Here is a 15874-nt window from a genome sequence, read left to right on the forward strand (position 1 = left end):
AATTGCCTTAAAATTAAGCAAAAAAGACTAAAATAACGGGAATTTTTATATGGAATTTATATGTTAAGAATAGTTAAAAAAAATTTAGGTATATATTTTATGATTATTGCTTCCATAGAATTTGCACTTGTAGGTGCTTGTGCAAAAATTCTTAGTGAAGAATTATCATCGATTGAAATTATGTTTTTTAGAAATATCATAGGCACAGCTTTTATGCTTTATGCGCTTTCAAAATTAAATTTTCATAAAAGCGGCGGTCGTTTGGGTTTGCTTATTTTTAGAGGTGTTATAGGAACGATTGCCTTATATCTTTTCTTTTATAATGTTTCTAATATTTCTTTAGGTGGAGCTTTTGCTTTTCAAAAAACAGCACCAATTTTTATAGCTTTAATTGCTTTTTTATTTTTTAAAGAAAGCTTGGGATTAAAAGCTTGTTTTGGGATTTTGATTGCTTTTATAGGAGTATTATTAATTTGTCAGCCTTTCGCAGATAGTGCTATGCACTCAGGTTTTGATTTAAAAAATAGCATTTTGGGAATTTTAAGTGGTTTTTGTGCAGCCTTGGCGCTAACTAGTGTAAGAGAGCTTAGAAAATCATATCCAGCACCTTTTATAGCTTTATCTTTTGTTTTAATTGGTACTTTAATGCCTTTAATGTCTATGATTATAGGTTCTTTTTATGAAATAAAAGAACTTGATTTTTTAATTGCTCCTTTTGTTATGCCTAGTTTTAAAGCTTGGATTTTTATTATTTTAATGGGTGTTTTTGGAGCAATGTATCAAATTCATGTTACCAAAGCTTATGGGGTGGCAAAAAAGGCGGGAGTTGTTGCTGGGGTTAGTTATATAGATGTAGTTTTTACTTTATTTTTGGGCATATTATTAGGAGATGAATTTCCTAGTTTGATGGTTTTTATAGGAATTTTTAGCATTATTATAGGAGGAATTATTTTGGTTAGTAAGCAAACAAAAGGAAATAAAAATGGAAAATAAAACAGATTTAATTTATGGTTTAGAAGATAAACCGCCTTTTGCTAAAGCTTTTTTTGCTGCTTTGGTGCATTTAATGGCTATGTTTGTGGCTGTGATTACACCTGCTTTATTGATTTGTAAGGGTCTTGGAATAGATGATACTAATACAGCTAGAATTATATGCATGTCACTTTTTGCTTCAGGTGTTGCTTCGCTTTTACAGATTAAAACTTGGGGTCCTATAGGGAGTGGACTTTTATCTATTCAAGGGACTAGTTTTAACTTTGTTGCGCCTATTATACTAGGTGGGCTTGTTTTAAAAAATAATGGTTTATCACAAGAAGCAATGCTTGGGGCTATTTTTGGCACTTTAATGCTTTGTTCTACCACTGAAATGATTATTTCTCAAATTTTACCTTTTATTAGAAGAGTGATTTCGCCTTTGGTTTCAGGTATAGTAGTGATGATTATAGGTCTTAGTTTGATTAATGTTGGTCTTGTGAGTGCAGGAGGTGGATTTGCGGCTAAGGCAAGTGGTGAGTTTGGTTCTTTGCAAAATTTATTATTAGCCGGAGTTGTGATTTTAAGTATTATTATATTAAATCGTTTTGACAATGCCTATATAAGAATTTCTTCTTTATTTATAGCTATGATAATAGGGCTTTTAGTGGCTATGACTTTTGAAAATTTTAGCTTTAATTTTAATGAAAATTTACCTTTAATGTTTTTACCTGATCCTTTGCACTATGGTTTGAGTATTGATTATAATCTCATTTTACCTTTGATTTTGGTTTTTATGGTAACTTCTTTAGAAACAATTGGTGATATTAGCGCTACTAGTGAAGTTTCAAATCAGCCGGTTAAAGGTGAACTTTATGCAAAAAGATTAAAAGGTGGAGTTTTGGCAAATGGTTTTAATTCTTTTGTTTCGGCCTTTTTTAATACTTTTCCAAACTCATGTTTTGGGCAAAATAATGGTGTCATAGCTTTAACAGGTGTTGCAAGTCGCTATGTAGGGTTTATTGTAGCTTTTATGTTGATGATTTTGGGTTTATTTCCTATTGTGGCTGATATTACTTTGCAAATTCCAGAACCTATTTTAGGTGGGGCAACTTTAGTGATGTTTGGTACTATAGCTGCAACGGGGGTTAGGATTATCTCTAAAGAAAATTTAAACCGTCGTTCTATTATCATCATAGCTATGAGTTTGGGTATAGGACTTGGAGTTTCTAATAATCCTGATATTTTAGAATTTATGCCAATGTGGTTTAAAACTTTATTTTCTTCAGGGATTGCAGCAGGTGGGATTACAGCTATTATTTTAAATTTTGTTTTTCCTCTTGAAGAAAATAATAAAAATAAAGTAAAATAATAAAAAACAAGGAAAAAATGATGAAAAAAATGATACTAATAGCAGGGCCTTGTGTGATAGAAAATGAAGAGCTTGTTTTTAAGGTTGCACAAGAGCTTGAATGCTTTTTAAAAGATGATAGAATTGATTTTTATTTTAAATCAAGTTTTGATAAAGCAAACAGAACTAGTATTAATAGTTTTAGAGGGCCAGGCATTGAAAAAGGCTTGGAAATTTTGCAAAAAGTGAAAGATAAATTTGGCATGCAAATTTTAACTGATATTCATGAGAGTTCTCAAGCAAGTATTGCGGCTGAGGTTGTAGATGTTTTACAAATTCCAGCCTTTTTATGCAGGCAAACTGATTTATTGGTGGCTGCTGCTAAAACAAAAGCTAAGGTAAATGTAAAAAAGGGGCAATTTTTAAACCCTGAAGACATTAAATACAGCGTAGCTAAAATTTTACAAACTAGAGGCATTAACAAAGAAGGTTTTGAAATAGCCAAAGAAAATGGGGTTTTTGTAGCTGAGAGAGGTTCGAGTTTTGGTTATGGAAATTTAGTTGTAGATATGAGAAGTTTGGTTATCATGAGAAAATATGCTCCGGTTGTTTTTGATGCTACTCATAGTGTGCAAATGCCAGGAGCAAATGGTGGAAGTAGTGGAGGCAAAAGTGAATTTGTAGAGCCTTTAGCAAGAGCTGCTGCTAGTGTGGGTGTAGATGGATTTTTCTTTGAAACACACATTGATCCTTGTAAGGCTTTATGTGATGGACCAAATATGCTTGATCTTTCAAGACTTAAAAACTGCGTAAATACACTTTTAAAAATTCAAGAAATCATTTAAAAAAGGAAAAATATGAAGATAATAGAGGGAAATTTAAGTTTAAAAGGTGATGAGAAAATTGCAATTATTAATGCAAGATTTAATCATATTATCACAGATCGTTTAGTTGAAGGTGCTAAAGATGCTTTTTTAAGACATGGGGGTAAGGAAGAGAACTTAAGTCTTATTTTAGTGCCAGGTGCTTTTGAAATTCCTTTTGCATTAAAACAAGCTTGTGAGAGTAAAAAATTTGATGGAATTTGTTGTGTTGGAGCGGTAATTCGTGGAAGTACGCCACATTTTGATTATGTAGCAGCTGAAACTACTAAAGGTATAGCGAGTGTGGGGCTTGGAGCTAATGTGCCTGTAAGCTTTGGAGTTTTAACAACTGATACTTTAGAGCAAGCCATAGAAAGAGCAGGTAGTAAAGCAGGCAATAAAGGTTTTGAAGCTATGCTTACTGTGGTTGAAATGCTTAATTTAATCCAAAAAATTAAGGCTTAAAATGGCTACTAGACACCAAGTAAGACAAAGTATTGTTTCTTTGCTTTATGCAGCACAGCTAAATCAAGAAAATAAAGATTTTATTAATGAATTTTTAGATGAGAAAAAAATTCGCAATGACCAAAGAAAATTCACTCTAGATTTGTATAATGGCATTAATGAGCAACTTACTTTGCTTGATGAGAAAATTAATGAGTGTTTAAAAGAGCATAAGTTAGATGGAGTAGCTAGTATAGAAAAGGCTATTTTGCGTTTGGGTGCTTATGAGATTTTATTTACTTCTACACAAAAAGCGATTATTATCAACGAAGCCATAGAGCTTGCAAAAGAAATGGCAGGAGATAATGCTCCTAAATTTATCAACGGGGTGTTGGATAAAATCAACAAGGAAAAGCAATGAAACTTTGTGTGGCTTTTGATGTGGCAAGCTATGATGAGTGTATAAAATTAGCCAAGGAATTAAAAGGTTTAGATCTTTGGGTTAAAATAGGGCTTAGATCGTATTTAAGAGATGGAGTAAAGCTTTTAGAAGCGATTAAAAAAGTGGATAATTTTAAAATCTTTTTAGATTTAAAGCTTTATGATATACCAAATACTATGGCAGATGCTTGTGAAGAACTTGCTAAGCTTGATGTAGATATGTTTAATATCCATGCAAGTGCAGGTAAAAGTGCTATGTGTATGATTATGGAGCGCTTAAATGCTTTAAGCAAAAGACCTTTAGTGCTTGCCGTATCTGCTTTAACTAGCTTTGATGAGCAAGAATTTTTTAGTGTGTATAAACAAGATATTAAACAAGCTGTTAAAGATTTTTCTAAAATTAGTTATGAAAGTGGTCTTGATGGTATGGTTTGCTCAGTATATGAAAGCTTGCTGATAAAAGAAAATACAAGTACAAAATTTATTACATTAACGCCTGGAATTCGTCCGTTTAAAGAAAATTCAGATGATCAAAAAAGAGTAGCTGATATAGAGTGTGCTAAGGATAATTTGTCAGATTTTATTGTGGTTGGAAGACCTATTTATAAAGCAAAAGAACCTAGAAAGGTTTGCGAGGATATATTAGAGCATTTAAAATAAGCCTTAAGGCTTATTTTAAATAAACTTTCATTTTTTTATTTTCTAAAACAATTCCATCATCATCGTTAATGATTTTAAATTCTCCATTAAAGTATCTTAGGAAATTGTCTTCAAATTTCATAGATTCTTGATCACAAAGCATTTTTGTTGAAGCAAGATTGTCTTCTATTTTTATGCTGCTTCCTTGATCTTTATAATTTCCAAAAAATCTATTACATCCTGCTGTTCCAAAAAGCCTTTTGTCTTTATTGTCAAAACTAATACTTGTTTTTGTATTTTGAGGAAGTTCGTAGCTTTTTCCATTTGCTTCATAAGAACTTATGGTAAATTCTTTATTTTGTAAATCATCAACACTTAAATTTGCCACAGAACACCCACTAAAAACAGCTAAACTTGCTATGCTTAATGTGATTATTTTTCTCATTTTTATTCTCCTTATACATGAAAATGTTTTAATTCATCTTCTAAATTTTGACAAACTACATTTAACTCATGAGCAACATCAAGCAAAATTTTTGAAATTTCTTCATTTTTATCGCTTAATTTTACCGTTTCTTGCATTTTATCAAGTAAAGATTGTAAAGTTTCTTGTGTGCTTGAGATTTTTTGCATACAAGCATTTGCTAAGTCTCTTGCGTTTTCATTGCAAACTTTTACTTCATTGGTCCCTTCTACAAGATCTTTTGCATCTTGGTTTAAAGAATTAATTTCTTTAGCATTGTGTTTTAATTCTTTAGAAACTTCATTAATACTATCTACTAATTGCTTGGTGACAATAGCAATATTTTTTAAAAATTCTTCTGAGCTTTGAGCAAGATTTCTTACATCTTCAGCGATAACTGAAAAACCACGACCAAATTCTCCAGCACGTGCTGCTTCAATACCTGCATTTAATGATAAAAGATTGGTTTTATCAGCAATTTCTCCCATCATGTCAGAAGCCTTTTTGATCTCTTCTGCTTGTTTTTCCATAACTTCAACTTTTTGAGATAAAACATCTTCATTTTCTGCAACAACTCTTACTTTATCTACTACCTGATTTAATGAATCAAGCATGGTGTTTAAAACTTCAAAAGATTTTGTATTGGCTTTATTTGCATTGTTTGAAAGCTCAGCAAGATCTTGCAACTCTGTATGAATTTGCTCACTTAAATGATAAGATTCATCAGTTTTTGTGTGACCTTCTTTTGTTCTATTTGCTAGATCAAGTGCATTGGTATTTAAAAGCTTAGATTGTTTATCTACCATTTGAGAATTTTCATTAGTAGAAATCACTGCATTTTGAATTTTTTCAATAAATTGGTTGATGTAGGTGCAAGCTTTGCCTATTTCATCAGTGCTTTTTATGTTGATTCTTGCGCGTAAATCTCCATCGCCGCTAGCTAATTCTTTAGCGTGTTTTAAAAGATCTAAAACAGGATTACCCACAACTATTTTTAAAATATAAAGCACAGCAAAAACAGTAAAAAGCAAAGCTATGCTAAAAATAACAATATAAGTTCTAGCTGAGTTTGCCAAATCATCATCTACATGTTTTAAATCATTATACATATCCATAACACCCAAAACATCACCTTCTTTAGCATTAGCATGACAAGCTAAGCAACTTTCATTAGCGATTAATGGGCGTATAAGTCTTAGATAATGTCCTTGATTGTTATTGATTTCAACAGCTTGTATTTGCGGCTTGTTAAATTGTTCGTTGATGATACTTTCATCGCTTTTTGTATATTTTTGCATTTCAAAAAGCTCAACGGTGCTTTTGGAAGGATAAATTTTAATATCTTTTATACCTTCTATCTCGCCTGCTTCTTTTATAGCTTGTTCTATAATGGCAGGATCACCCAAATTCATCGCCATTCTTAATGTTTGAAAAACAGAAGTGCTTAAGGTATCTAAATGTGCACGGCTGATTCTATCGGTCGTTTGCTGAGAATCTTTTTGTAAGATAATTTGCATGATAATAAAACTAATTAGCAATGTAGAAATCATTGCTAAAGATATCTTCGCACCTATGCTTTTAAACATTTGAAGCTCCTTGTATTAATGTAAAAAGTGTCTTACACCGCTAAAATATAATGCAATACCATATTCATTGGCAGCTTGGATGATATCCTCATCTCTTATGCTTCCACCTGGTTCGATAATGGCCTTTACACCTATTTTACTAGCCTCATCTATGCTATCTCTAAATGGAAAGAAAGCCTCGCTTGCTAAAACACAACCATTTAAATCAAGCCCCATTTCCTTAGCTTTATTAATAGCTGCTTTAGCTGCATCGATACGACTTGTCATGCCCATACCAATGGCTACCATAGCTCCATTTTTTACATAAACTACGTTATTTGATTTGGTAAATGCAGCAATTTTCATAGCTATTTCAAGATCTTTTAATTCTTGTTCATTAGCTTTTCTTTCGCTTTTTAATACTGCATTTTTTAATTCATCTTCTCTAACTTCATCGCTATCTTGATATACAAAACCACCATCTATATGTTTAAAATCATATTTATCATAAGCTCTAGTTAAAAATGGCGCTTTTTGTGTAAAGATTTTAATACGTTTTTTATCTTTAAAAACTTCCAAAGCATTATCATCTACATTTGCTGCAATGATTACTTCTATATAAATTTCATTGATTTTTTGCGCTAATTCTTTGTCTAAGGTTCCATTGATAGCTACAACTCCTCCATAAGCACTCAAGGTATCGCATTTAAGCGCATGGATATAGCTTTGGAGTAAGTTTTCTTTTATAGCAAAACCACAAGCATTTGCATGTTTTACAATGGCTACTGCTGGAGCTTTATCAAAAGCACTTGCTAAATTTAAAGCTGCGTTAATATCGGTTAGATTGTTAAAACTTGTCTCGCCTTTTAAGGTTGTAAAATTGTGTGTGAAAAAATCATCAAATTCATATAAAGCACCTTTTTGGTGAGGATTTTCTCCATATCTTGTGTCAAACACTTTTTGACCTACAATAAATTTACTTGCTCCAAAACCACCATTAAAACGCTCGTTCATATAATTTGCTATATAAGCATCATAATTTGCTGTATGCTCATAAGCTTTGATCATCAAAGCTCTTCTAAAATCAAGATCTAAAGTATTATCTTTTAAAGCTTGTATGATTTTATCATAATCTAAAATATCACAAACTACAATGACATTTTTAAAGTTTTTTGCGCCACTGCGTATCATAGCAGGACCACCAATGTCGATATTTTCTACAATCTCATCAAAATCTTGGGTTAAAATTGTAGTTTTTTTGAAAGGATATAAATTCACACAAAGTAAGTCTATGCTTTCTATATTATGCTCTTTAGCTTGCTTTTGGTGGCTTTCATCTTCTCTTTTGTATAAAATTCCGCCATGAATTTTTGGGTGTAAGGTTTTTACACGCCCTTCAAACATTTCAGGACTTTGAGTAAAATCACTAACTTCTTGTACTTGCAGGTTGTTTTCTTTTAAAAGCTTATAAGTGCCTCCAGTAGATAAAAGCTCGAAACCTAATTTTGCAAGCTCACTAGCAAATTCTACTACTCCTTCTTTATCACTGACACTAATTAGTGCTTTCATTGATTTTTCCTTTCTATATATTGTTTTAAAAATTCATAAGATTCATTAACTTCTTGAAATTTTTTTACACCTTCTTTTATTTTTGCTTCATCGCTGTTGTTTGCGTTTAAAATATCAGGATGATATTTTTTAGCAAGTTCTCTATAGCGTTTTTTAAGCTCTTGTAAATTTACATTTTCGCTTACACCTAAGACCTCGCATGCTTTTTGCAAATTCATACCTACCTTTTGAGTTTGCATAGAATTTAGAAGTCTCTCAAGTATATTTACATCAAGATTAAATGCTTTGACAATGGCTTTTAATACATCTTTTTTAGTGCTGTTAAGTTCTCCATCAATCAAGGCCATTGCGACCAAAACATTTAATATATTAATTCTTTCTTGTTGAGGTAAAGGTACTTCCTTGATGAGTTCTTTGGCTACTTCATGGGTGTCATTTAAGGTGTTTTTGTGTTCATTAAAACTTTGTTTTAAAAATTCTCTTTCTCTTGAATCTTTAGCATTGTAATCAAGAATTTGTGAGATCATATTAGCTTCATTTTCACTAACTCTGCCATCACTTTTTGCTATTTTTGCTAAAAGTGCTATAACATAGTAGTTTAATCTTCTTTTAAATCCATCAATTCTTTCTTCGTGATAGCCTTGTTTAAAACCTTGAGAGAAACTTTTAGCTCCTTTTTTAAAAGAGTCTAAAAGATCATCTTTACCCCATGTTTTATAATACCAATAAAATGCCAAAATTGCCAATACGAGTAAAACAAAAAGCATTTTTATCCTAAATACTCATTAAATTTATCAAAATAAATTGTTTGTAGTTTTGCTAAAGATATCTTAATATCATCTAAAATGAAATCTTTTTCAGTTAAATTTCCAAGTTTTGTAAATTTAATTCCCATTTCATTTGCAAATTTGATAAATTTTTCTTCATTTTTAACACCAACTATAACTCTTGTTGGACTTTCTTCGAAAATAAAACTCTTATCTTCAAAATTAGTTTTTATTTCAATACCTAAATTTGCCTTTGCACTCATTTTAGCTAAGGTAATAGCAAGACCACCTATACCTATGCTATTAGCACAATCAAGTAATTTTGCTTCGTTTGCTTTTAATAGGAAATCCCATAGTTTTAATTCTGCGTTAAAATCTATATCTTCAAGCTCTCCTGCTACTTTTTGATCTAGCACTTTAGCAATTAAAGATCCTCCAAAATTACCTTTGCTTTCTCCAAGTAGATAAATAGCGCTAGTATCTTTACTAAAATATGATTTTAAAACATTTTCTGCTTTTTCATTTACTCCAACACAAGCTATGGTTGGACTTGGAAAAATACTTACTCCATCGGTTTCATTATATAAAGAAACATTTCCGCTTACTACAGGTGTATTGAGTTCTTTACAAGCGAGTTTAATACCTTCACAACCTTGGGCAAATTGCCACATTACTTCGGGGTTTTGTGGGTTACCATAATTTAAACAATCGCTAATTGCTAAAGGTCTAGCTCCTGAGCATGCTATTTTTCTTCCTGCACTTGCAACAGCTGCTGCTGCGCCGATTTTTGGATTTACATAGTTTAATCTTGAGTTACACTCAATGGCCATAGAAAGTAAGCAATTGTTTTCTTTGATTCTAATGCTATTGGCTCCTAAAGCTCCATTGCTTTTTAAAGTATTAGTTTGTACGCTTGAGTCAAATTGCTCATAAATATAAGCTTTATTGCTAACATTTTCATCTGCAAGGAGTTTTTCAAATGCTTCTTGGGTAGGAATGTTGAGCTTAAATTGATAGTTTTTTATCTCATCTAAGTATTTTGGTTTAGCCACAGGTCTATCAAGTATAGGTGCTTTTTCACTTAGCGGTTCAATAGGGATTAAGCCAACTAATTCATCATGCCAAAATAGTTCCATTTTGCCAGTATCGGTAACTTCACCTATAATAGCTGCATCAAGCCCCCATTTGTTAAAAATTTCAATAACTTTTTCTTCATAGCCTTTTTTGGCACAAATTAGCATTCTTTCTTGAGATTCACTTAGCATTAACTCATAAGGAGTCATACCTTCTTCTCTCATAGGGGTTTTGTCAAGATAAAGTTTCATACCGCTACCACTGCGTCCTGCCATTTCAAAAGAGCTTGAAGTAAGTCCTGCTGCACCCATATCTTGAATTCCAACTATATAATCAGTTTTGAAAAGTTCTAAACAAGCTTCCATTAACAATTTTTCAGCAAATGGATCGCCAATTTGCACGGTTGGTCTTAAGCTTTTACTAGATTCATTAAAGCTATCACTTGCCATTACAGCTCCGCCAAGCCCGTCGCGACCAGTTTTTGAACCCACATAAATTACAGGATTGCCTATACCTTCAGCTTTTGCATAAAAAATATCTTCGATTTTGCAAGTTCCAAGTGCAAAAGCATTAACTAAGATATTTCCGTTAAAGCACTCATCAAAAGCACATTCTCCACCTATGGTAGGTACACCCATGCAATTACCATAGTGTGAAATTCCACTTACTACACCTTTAACTAAATATTTTTGATGTTTGCCTATTTTTTCATCATGGATATTACCAAATTTTAAAGAATTCATACCTGCAACAACTCTTGCGCCCATGGTAAAAACATCGCGTAAAATTCCACCCACACCTGTTGCTGCACCTGCAAATGGCTCTATAAAGCTTGGGTGATTATGACTTTCTACTTTAAATACAGCTGCCATTCCTTTGCCTATATCTATTACTCCAGCGTTTTCGCCAGGACCTTGGATCACCCAAGGAGCTTTGGTCGGAAAGCCATTAAGGTATTTTTTGCTTGATTTATATGAGCAATGCTCACTCCACATAGCAGAAATAACTCCAAGCTCTAGCAAATTAGGTTCTCTACCTAATATATTTAAAATTTCTTGATATTCCTCGTCGCTAATTTTGTGTTGTTTTATAATTTCTTTATCCATTTTCTCTCCTTTTTATTTTCCTAAACAAAAATTACTAAACATAGCATCTAAAATTTCATCTCTTTCAAAATCTTTTGTAAATTGAGCTATCTCTCCTATGGCTAAATTTAATTCAAAAGCAAAAAGCTCTAAAGAACTTTCTTTTAATAAATCTCTTGCACGCAAAATAGCTTCGCTAGCATTTTTACAAGCATTGAGTATTAAGGTATTGCTAATTAGCATTCCATCACCATCTAAAGTATTTAAGTATTCATTTAAACTTTCCTTAATGGCTTGGGTGTTTTCTTGGGCGCAAATGCGTATACAAGAAGTGCTAATTTCATGTTTAAATTTGGTGGCTAGATCACTTTTGTTTAAAACATAAATGATTTTTTTATCACAATCTTTTAAAGCTTGTAAAATACGCTCATCTTCTTCTTCAAATTCTTTAGATCCATCAAAAACAGCTATGATAATATCTGCTTCTTTAATACTTTCATAGCTTAAGTTAACTCCGATTTTTTCTATCTCATCATCTGCATTTCTTATACCTGCTGTGTCGATGATTTTGATTAAATGTGAACCTATTTTTAAACTTTCTTCGATACGATCTCTTGTGGTGCCTGCAATATTCGAAACAATAGCTCTATCAAAAGCTAAAAGTGAATTTAATAAGGAGCTTTTTCCTGCATTTGGCTTACCGATAATAGCAACTTTAAAGCCTTCTATAAGTCCTTTTTTACTTAAAGAAATATCTACTATATCGCGTAAAAGTTTTGAATTTTTTTCACACATGGTAATGATTTGATCAAGTAAATCTTGTGGTAAGTCATCATCTGCATAATCAATACTAGTTTCTACAAAAGCAAGGGTTTGAACAAGATCCATTCTAATGGTATTTAAAAATTTACTTAAATCACCTTTAATGTTTTTTGCTATGATATTTGCAGCACTTGTTGATTTTGACATGATGACATCTTGTATACTTAAAGCTTTTAAAAGATCCATTTTGCCATTTAAACAAGCTCTTTTGCTAAATTCTCCAGGGCTAGCAAGACGCGCTCCTGCTAAAATAAGCTCATCAAGTAAAATTTCACTCAAAGAAAAACCCCCATGAAGTTGAAATTCTACTATATCTTCTCCTGTAAAAGAGTAGGGTGCTTTAAAATAAATCACTAAAGCTTCATCTAAGAAGTCATTGTTGTTTTTATAAAGTTTGCACAAGTGTGCATAGCGGGGCGTTAATTCTTTTTTGTGGGTAATTTTCAATGCAAGCTCTAAAGCTTTCTTCCCACTTACTCTAATGATACTTATAGAGCCCACTCCATGGGCTGTGGCTATAGCAGCTATAGTGTCATTCATTCATTTTTCTTCAAAAAATCATTTACAACGATGTATCTTTGATCGTCATTTTGTTTAATAGCTACATATTTATCAGGAAAACGTTCTCTTAATTTTTCTAATGCAAGTTTTAGCCAAATTCCATCTAAAGGCTTTGTTTGGACTCTTCCTGTACTCTCTACTTTTTCTATAAGAATTTTTAAATAATTTTCTATAGCTTGGGTTTGATTTTCTAAAAATTGAGCGATTTCTAGTCTTGGCTGAATTTTATATTTAGCGCTAAGCCAGTTATAAAGTAAATATGAAAAAGCCTTATATCTATGGGCTTCTTTGCCTATAAGTAAAGCTGCATCTTCTCCATCAAGTTTTATCAATACACAATTTTCGTCCCAAACACTAACTTGTATAACCTTGATATCAAAATCAAAAGTTGCCAGTAAATTTTCTAGTGAAATTTTTATCTCATCAATATAAGAAGCGATATTTTTTTCTTCTGGTGATTCTTTATGAAATGAATCAAAAATAGCATCATTTTTTACTTTATAATGTTCTTTCGTTGGAGCATTGGCTTCAAGTGGTTTTTGAAAACTTTCTCTGTGTTCTTTGTAGTGTTCATTTTTTTCAAGATTTTTTTGTGAATGTTTGCTAAAATTCTCGTTTTGATTTTTTTTAGCTTTTTCTTGATGAGGTTTTTTGGTTTTTTTGTGTCCTTTAATACAAATAATAGCATTTTTTCTAAACAAACCAAAAAATCCTGCTTTAGCATGTTGAATAACTTCATATTCTAGATCAATCACAGAGCACTCAAGTTGTTTTGAGGCTTCTATGAGTGCAGTTTGTAAGTCTTTAGCTTCTATGTTCATGTTTAGCTATTTCCTCTTTTTTGTGGTTTTTGAAAAGTTTATTTACAATCACTTGTTGAATAAGTGAGCATATATTATTTACACACCAATATAAAGTTAAACCTGCTGGGAAGGTTAAGAAGAAGAAAGTGAAAATTAATGGTAAAAATTTCATAATCTTTTCTTGCATAGGATCTTGTATAGCCATTGGTGTGATAAGTTGCTGGATAAACATAGTTAGACCCATAAATATAGGTAAGATAAACCATGGATCCATCACAGATAAATCTGTAATCCAAAAAGCCCATGGTGCAGCTTTTAGCTCTATAGCATTTAGTAAAACTCTATAAATTGCAAAGAAAATTGGAATTTGAATGAGTATTGGTAAACATCCGCTCATAGGATTTGCACCATGTTTTTTATAAAGTTCCATCATGTGCAAATTCATCTTTTGCGGATCGCCTTTATAACGTTCTCTGATTTCTTTCATTTTAGGCGCTAAATCTTTGAGTTTATTCATAGAAATCATTGATTTGTAAGTAAGTGGGAAAAGAATAATGCGCACAATTAAAGTCATCACTACAATAGCCCAACCCCAGTTGCCCATGTAGCCATGTAAGAAATTTAAAAATTCAAACATAGGCTTAGCTATAAAAGTAAACCAACCATATTCCACAACATCATCTAAATCCGCATGAATGCTTCTTAAAATTTCATGCTCTTTTGAGCCAACATAACCGCTTGCCTTAAAAGTATTTGTCGCACTTGCAAAAACGATAGAATTTTCGTGATTATCTTTAGTAACTACTGCATTTAAAGGTTTTTCAAAATTATAAAAGAAAACACTATAATAGCGATCTGAAGCCGCCATAAGGGTTACATTAGAAAAACTTTCATCATTTTCTACATCGCCATCTTCTAACATTGTGATTTTATCATCTTTATCTAAGATCAAAACCCCATGTACTGTATAGCTATCAACTGCTATATTTGGACGATAACCTGGTGTGATAAAATAAGCTGCGTCTTTGCTTAGATTAACCTCTAAATCATAGTTTCCATATTTATGGAAAGTGATTTTTTTGGTTACTACTAAATCATTTAAATTTTGAGTAAGGATCAAGGTTGTGTTTTCATCGCTGACATTGATAGTTTTTTGACTTGTGGTATATGGTGTATTAAATGCCTCTTGATTGATTTTTGCATCGCTAAATCTTATTTCTAATGGTAAAGGTGATAAAGAAGTATCTACTAGATTAATACTTTTGCCATTTTCATCTTTGTATTTTTCATCACTTAGATAAAATTTAGCTATCCTACCTAAAGAGTCAATATGTGCTTCAAAATGTTCACTTTTAACAACTGCTATTTCTTCTTTTTGATTAACGCTAAGTTCTGTTTTTGGAGCTTGAGAGTTAGTACTTGTAGTGCTTTGTGGAGCTGAGTTGTTTTGTTCTATTTGAGTGATATTTTGCTCAGTTTGTGGAGCTTTGGGTATAAAAAAATAATCATAAACTACAAAAAATAAAAATGATAATACAACAGCAATTAATATGCGTTTTTGTTGAGATAAATTTTCTGACACGGATTGTCCTTTGGAAATATAATCTTAATTAAAAAAAATTGATTATCGTTGCAAGGGATATAAAGATAATTGAGTTGTTTTAAAGCATTAAAACTAGGTTTAAAACATATACCTGAGTTTAGATTATTCTTGCGTATTTTAGGATAATCAATACCACCTTTAAAAAACGGATTGCATTTTAAAATTCTTAAAAAAACTGCACCAAATGCTTTAAAAATATTATTTTTTTTAAATTGCCATAAGGCATACTCAGAGCAACTTGGGTAATATCTACAGCATTGTGGTTTAAAAGGACTGATAAAGAGTTGATAAAATCTGATAAATTTTAGACAAACTATTTTATGCATCCTATTTTTTTCAAACCCCATTTCAAGTTTTTTTCTAATTTTAAAAAAGGAATTTCAGTGATACTCGTTTTGGCTACAAGTATGTATTTTCCGTTTTCAACTTGATTTTTAACCTGAAAAAAAGCTGATCTTAAGAGCCTTTTGGCTCTATTTCTTATAACAGCTTTTCCAACTTTTTTACTAGCAACAACGGCGAATTTTTTTTCTTCGCTTAAAGAGTAAAAGATAATCATGCCTTCGCAATGCCATTTTTTACCTTCTTTATAAATTGCTGCAAACTCTCCTAAGTCGTTAATACTTAGAAAATCTTTTATACCGCTAATCTTTTTCTACCTTTAGCACGTCTAGCATTGATCACTTTGCGACCATTTTTGCTCTTCATACGTACACGAAAGCCGTGAGTTCTTTTTTTAGGAGTTTTATGTGGTTGATATGTTCTTTTCATATTTTTTCCTTAACTTAAAATAAAAAACAAAATAATAAGCGAGTATGTTAGCAAAATCTTACTTAAATCTGCTTTTAATTA

At 31.7% G+C, this 15874-nt stretch carries 17 protein-coding genes; 6 read left to right on the forward strand and 11 right to left on the reverse strand.

What is annotated here, in order from left to right; genetic code table 11:
* Positions 1–60 precede the first annotated feature (60 nt).
* From CAMP5082_RS04870 to pyrF, 6 genes are read left to right on the forward strand one after another with little or no spacing between them, the layout of a single operon-like run.
* The gene (locus tag CAMP5082_RS04870) at positions 61–993 is read left to right on the forward strand and encodes a DMT family transporter (protein WP_263728033.1); all 933 of its coding nucleotides are present in this window, start codon (positions 61–63) and stop codon (positions 991–993) included.
* Positions 983–2344, forward strand: coding sequence for a uracil-xanthine permease family protein (locus tag CAMP5082_RS04875; protein WP_337206076.1), 1362 nt, complete (start codon positions 983–985; stop codon positions 2342–2344). Before CAMP5082_RS04870 ends, CAMP5082_RS04875 begins: the two co-directional genes overlap by 11 nt.
* Positions 2344–3168, forward strand: a complete 825-nt coding sequence (gene kdsA / locus CAMP5082_RS04880; RefSeq protein WP_337206113.1) for a 3-deoxy-8-phosphooctulonate synthase — start codon at positions 2344–2346, stop codon at positions 3166–3168. Before CAMP5082_RS04875 ends, kdsA begins: the two co-directional genes overlap by 1 nt.
* 12 nt (positions 3169–3180) lie before the next feature.
* Complete coding sequence (ribH, locus tag CAMP5082_RS04885) at positions 3181–3651, forward strand: 6,7-dimethyl-8-ribityllumazine synthase (RefSeq protein ID WP_012661257.1); 471 nt, start codon at positions 3181–3183, stop codon at positions 3649–3651.
* Position 3652: 1 nt separating this feature from the next.
* Positions 3653–4051 carry a transcription antitermination factor NusB gene (gene nusB / locus CAMP5082_RS04890; protein WP_263659333.1) on the forward strand — a complete coding sequence of 133 codons (399 nt, stop codon included), beginning with the start codon at positions 3653–3655 and terminating at the stop codon, positions 4049–4051.
* Positions 4048–4731, forward strand: coding sequence for an orotidine-5'-phosphate decarboxylase (pyrF, locus tag CAMP5082_RS04895; protein ID WP_337206077.1), 684 nt, complete (start codon positions 4048–4050; stop codon positions 4729–4731). Before nusB ends, pyrF begins: the two co-directional genes overlap by 4 nt.
* 10 nt (positions 4732–4741) lie before the next feature.
* Here pyrF and CAMP5082_RS04900 read toward each other — a convergent pair whose 3' ends face one another.
* From CAMP5082_RS04900 to rpmH, 11 genes are read right to left on the reverse strand one after another with little or no spacing between them, the layout of a single operon-like run.
* Positions 4742–5155: an META domain-containing protein gene (locus CAMP5082_RS04900; protein ID WP_263725209.1), complete on the reverse strand. Its 414-nt coding sequence runs from the start codon at positions 5153–5155 to the stop codon at positions 4742–4744.
* 11 nt (positions 5156–5166) lie between these two features.
* Entirely contained in the window at positions 5167–6759 is a 1593-nt protein-coding gene (locus CAMP5082_RS04905) for a methyl-accepting chemotaxis protein (protein ID WP_337206078.1), read from the reverse strand.
* Positions 6760–6774: 15 nt separating this feature from the next.
* Complete coding sequence (purH, locus tag CAMP5082_RS04910; protein ID WP_337206079.1) at positions 6775–8307, reverse strand: bifunctional phosphoribosylaminoimidazolecarboxamide formyltransferase/IMP cyclohydrolase; 1533 nt, start codon at positions 8305–8307, stop codon at positions 6775–6777.
* The gene (locus CAMP5082_RS04915; RefSeq protein ID WP_263725212.1) at positions 8304–9074 is read right to left on the reverse strand and encodes a tellurite resistance TerB family protein; all 771 of its coding nucleotides are present in this window, start codon (positions 9072–9074) and stop codon (positions 8304–8306) included. Before CAMP5082_RS04915 ends, purH begins: the two co-directional genes overlap by 4 nt.
* A gap of 2 nt (positions 9075–9076) precedes the next feature.
* The gene (gene purL, locus CAMP5082_RS04920) at positions 9077–11254 is read right to left on the reverse strand and encodes a phosphoribosylformylglycinamidine synthase subunit PurL (RefSeq protein ID WP_337206080.1); all 2178 of its coding nucleotides are present in this window, start codon (positions 11252–11254) and stop codon (positions 9077–9079) included.
* A gap of 12 nt (positions 11255–11266) precedes the next feature.
* Positions 11267–12595 (reverse strand): tRNA uridine-5-carboxymethylaminomethyl(34) synthesis GTPase MnmE, encoded by a 1329-nt coding sequence (mnmE, locus tag CAMP5082_RS04925; RefSeq protein ID WP_337206081.1) that lies wholly within the window; start codon positions 12593–12595, stop codon positions 11267–11269.
* A complete protein-coding gene (locus CAMP5082_RS04930; protein ID WP_337206082.1) occupies positions 12592–13437 on the reverse strand; it encodes a Jag N-terminal domain-containing protein in 846 nt (281 codons plus the stop codon). Before CAMP5082_RS04930 ends, mnmE begins: the two co-directional genes overlap by 4 nt.
* Positions 13421–15001: a membrane protein insertase YidC gene (gene yidC / locus CAMP5082_RS04935; protein ID WP_337206083.1), complete on the reverse strand. Its 1581-nt coding sequence runs from the start codon at positions 14999–15001 to the stop codon at positions 13421–13423. The genes CAMP5082_RS04930 and yidC overlap by 17 nt, the downstream gene beginning before the upstream one ends.
* On the reverse strand, positions 14965–15348 hold the full coding sequence (gene yidD, locus CAMP5082_RS04940; protein ID WP_263664027.1) for a membrane protein insertion efficiency factor YidD: 384 nt from the start codon (positions 15346–15348) through the stop codon (positions 14965–14967). Before yidD ends, yidC begins: the two co-directional genes overlap by 37 nt.
* Entirely contained in the window at positions 15336–15662 is a 327-nt protein-coding gene (rnpA, locus tag CAMP5082_RS04945) for a ribonuclease P protein component (RefSeq protein WP_263664026.1), read from the reverse strand. The genes yidD and rnpA overlap by 13 nt, the downstream gene beginning before the upstream one ends.
* The gene (rpmH, locus tag CAMP5082_RS04950; RefSeq protein WP_012661270.1) at positions 15659–15793 is read right to left on the reverse strand and encodes a 50S ribosomal protein L34; all 135 of its coding nucleotides are present in this window, start codon (positions 15791–15793) and stop codon (positions 15659–15661) included. The genes rnpA and rpmH overlap by 4 nt, the downstream gene beginning before the upstream one ends.
* Positions 15794–15874 lie beyond the last annotated feature (81 nt).

This window comes from Campylobacter sp. LMG 17559 (assembly GCF_024723605.1).
In the GTDB taxonomy this organism is placed as follows: domain Bacteria; phylum Campylobacterota; class Campylobacteria; order Campylobacterales; family Campylobacteraceae; genus Campylobacter_D.